This window comes from Hyella patelloides LEGE 07179 (assembly GCF_900659865.1).
GTDB lineage: Bacteria > Cyanobacteriota > Cyanobacteriia > Cyanobacteriales > Xenococcaceae > Hyella > Hyella patelloides.
Genome location: NZ_LR213958.1, coordinates 1 through 2,968 on the forward strand (window position 1 = coordinate 1; position 2,968 = coordinate 2,968).

General features: G+C 33.9%; 5 protein-coding genes. All 5 read right to left on the reverse strand.

The genetic code is table 11. The features are described 5' to 3' along the window. On the reverse strand, window positions 1-479 hold a 479-nt coding region (locus H1P_RS23350), incomplete at its 3' end, for a hypothetical protein (RefSeq protein WP_144871873.1). Between the two features lie 3 nt (window positions 480-482). Further along, window positions 483-1,157 (reverse strand): hypothetical protein, encoded by a 675-nt coding sequence (locus H1P_RS23355; protein ID WP_144871875.1) that lies wholly within the window; start codon window positions 1,155-1,157, stop codon window positions 483-485. 135 nt (window positions 1,158-1,292) lie between these two features. Then, window positions 1,293-2,342 carry a DUF6745 domain-containing protein gene (locus H1P_RS23360; RefSeq protein WP_144871877.1) on the reverse strand — a complete coding sequence of 350 codons (1,050 nt, stop codon included), beginning with the start codon at window positions 2,340-2,342 and terminating at the stop codon, window positions 1,293-1,295. Window positions 2,343-2,404: 62 nt separating this feature from the next. Then, entirely contained in the window at window positions 2,405-2,611 is a 207-nt protein-coding gene (locus H1P_RS23365) for a protein kinase domain-containing protein (RefSeq protein ID WP_144871892.1), read from the reverse strand. Between the two features lie 37 nt (window positions 2,612-2,648). Continuing rightward, a partial coding sequence (locus tag H1P_RS23370; RefSeq protein WP_186376102.1) for an ankyrin repeat domain-containing protein occupies window positions 2,649-2,968 on the reverse strand: 320 nt, incomplete at its 5' end.

Genomic DNA, 2,968 nt, shown 5'->3' on the forward strand with positions numbered 1-2,968 from the left:
CCCACAATTTCTACTGCAATACTGTTATCTGTACGAGTTAAAATTGCATAAGGTGTATAAGCTTCTGAAGTAGACATACATTGATGAGAACCTTCTTTACAAAAAGCAGCAAAAGCAGGTATCATTTCACGGTAATAGTAGTCATTGACTACACCTCTTTCTTTTTCTACTTGTTGGTAAATATCTCCTATTAAATAGCCTATATCTCTTTTGAAGCCTGGTAAATTTACTTCGTCTCTTTTTCCATACCATGCTGCTTGAGAGGATGCTTCCCAATCAAAAGAATTTAAGACAGAAAATAGTAAAATATCATGTACTTCATCATGAGCTTGGTCGTCCCAATATTGAGCAACAGCAAAAGTACATGAATTAATTCGCTGATATTTTGTAAAAACTTTTTCTACTATAGGAATTACATATTCTTCTACTATCTTTTGTCTTAGTAATTCTGCTTGCGATCTTGTATATAAAAGTTCCATTATTTATAAACTTATTAATTCAATTTGTTGTAATCTTTCTGAATGAGAGAGTTTGTGCATATAGCATTCTAAAACTACTGGTATTTTGTCTTGAGCGCGTTCTTTTACCCAATCTAAGCCAAAGCTGTTTTTAGTCAGAGGTTGATGAATATCTGCACGTCCGTTATTAGCTGATAAATGCAGTTCGCCGATGTGTTCGTATTGTTGTAGCCTTTGCCAAACTGAATCTGATAAACATCCGCTATGTAGTTGAATGTAAATATGGGACACATCCACAGCTAATCTAAAGTGGTTATCCATTGCCCAAGCTAACTCAAAATCGTTACCAAGATGATATTTAGGGTACATGGTTTCTAATAAGAAGTCTTGGTAATCTCCTTGTTTGGCTCTTTGTTTCCATACTTTACCTGGAGGACTATCTAATAGGGGCGGATGTATGGAATTAGAAGTTACTAAACAATCTGCTGTTTCATTCCACACTTTAGTGTTGTATTTATGCCAACTAAAACCATGATGGGTTAAGCAATCAATATTCTGTTCCGCAAGCCAGGATTTAAAATCAACATTCGGTACTAAACCAGGAGTTAGTTGCAACCCTTTCACCCCTAGTTTGAGCAACTCCTCGGCTGCTGATTTTATTGGTCTACCTTGCAGACAACTTAAAGCCAAATAAAGCATTTTTAAAATTAAATATGAGAAATTGAAAATTCAAAATTATATGAAATACAAAAAAGAATGATACACATATTATTTTTCAATTAGACGTAGGTTGGGCATTGCCCAACCTACAATAATATCTTTGGTAAGTTCCGATTACGTTTGAATAGTAAACTCACTGGGGTCGATGTCCCAATTTACCCAGCGAATAGCTTCCCTAGCAGAGGTAATCGAAGGGGGAACGCGCAAAGCATGAATTTTACCCGTACTGGGACAGGTCATTTTAAGAAGATTTGCTGGTTCTCTATCATCTTGAATATCGATTTTGAGCAATGTATATTCTCGCCAACTATCTAATTCTTGAGAAAATGATGCTTGACAAATGCGATCGTAACCAATACCTTGTACTAAAATTCTTCTAAGTTCTGCATTGTCTTCTTGGAGTACCCATTCTAATTTCCAAGCGGAAGGATGAACTTTGGTATATCTTTCGGGTAAAATTACTCCTTCATAAGCATAAAGATTCAAGCCATCAGCAAATAATAGGGCGGGTTTCCCTTCGCCGTGTAGTCTCATCTGGGTATCCACTGTTAATTCAATAGGACGAGAACAAACTACACAGATATCTTTATAAGTTAAAAGCCAACCACAATTAGTAATTAAATCTTGATAGCTTTGCCATAACTCTAGTCCCACTTGGCAATTAAGAACTTCATAGGCAAAGTCAAACCAACAACCGCGAGCCATTAGGTATTCTGTAGTGGCAAAATCCATTACTGGATTGAAATACTGCTGATTCTCTTCCAATGGAGAGTTTAAATCATGCCAAAGGGAATAATTATTTTGGAGACAATTAAAGATTTCGATACCAATCCCATTCCATAATTGCTCGTGAAGGGGTTCATAGATTTGATGGCGTAGCCGTCGCCACAGGTTACTACCTAATTCTTGTTTTAAATTTTGTTCGATTCGCTCCTCTATTATGACTAGCTCGTTTCCCCAGTAATCTAAATTAAAATTTCCACTAGCAATTAAAGGGCCATTCCAATACTCTATTTTCGGCGCAGATAGTCCCATTGCTGCGTAAATTGTCTTTAAGGCACTCTCTACTTTTAAAGCGTCTATAGAGGTACAATTAAAATAAAGCGATCGCCATTTTTGCTGATAATCGGCAATTTTTGCAAGCTGTGTGGGGTTAGCTGACATTTTTTGAGTTAATTAATTTATTATATATTACAATAATATTACAAATACTATTGACTTTCAATCTAAAAGTAATCTAAATAGCTGGGAATTGCAGGATGTTCTAGTTGTTGTAAGATTTTGGCTTCTCGTTCAAAAAGTTCGATCTTTTTCCAATCATTTAAGCCTGTTAAAGATAAAGCTTTAATTGCTACTTGTTGGTTAGTTTCTTTATCTATTGCTGCATAGGTTATACTACTTTCATTCTGTCCTATTTTGAATAGTCTAGCGATTTTTTACTATATTCATTTATTTATTTGAATCGATTTTTTAAAAAAAAGATTTAAGATAACTATCTTGAACAGAAGTTAATTTATATCTTTTTTTAATATTTTCATAATTTAGATCGCTGATATCAGCACCATTTTCTATAAATAAATTTATATTATCTATATATCTCAAATTTCGTGATGCTTTTATTACCATATCAGTCAAAGGAGTTTTACCAAAATTGTCTCGTGAATTAACATCAGCACCATTTTCAATTAATAATTGTATTATTTCTATGTTATTTGTATAAAATAAAGCATTTCTGCCTTTATTATCTTTAACATTAACATCAGCACCATTTTCAATTAATATTTTTTTCG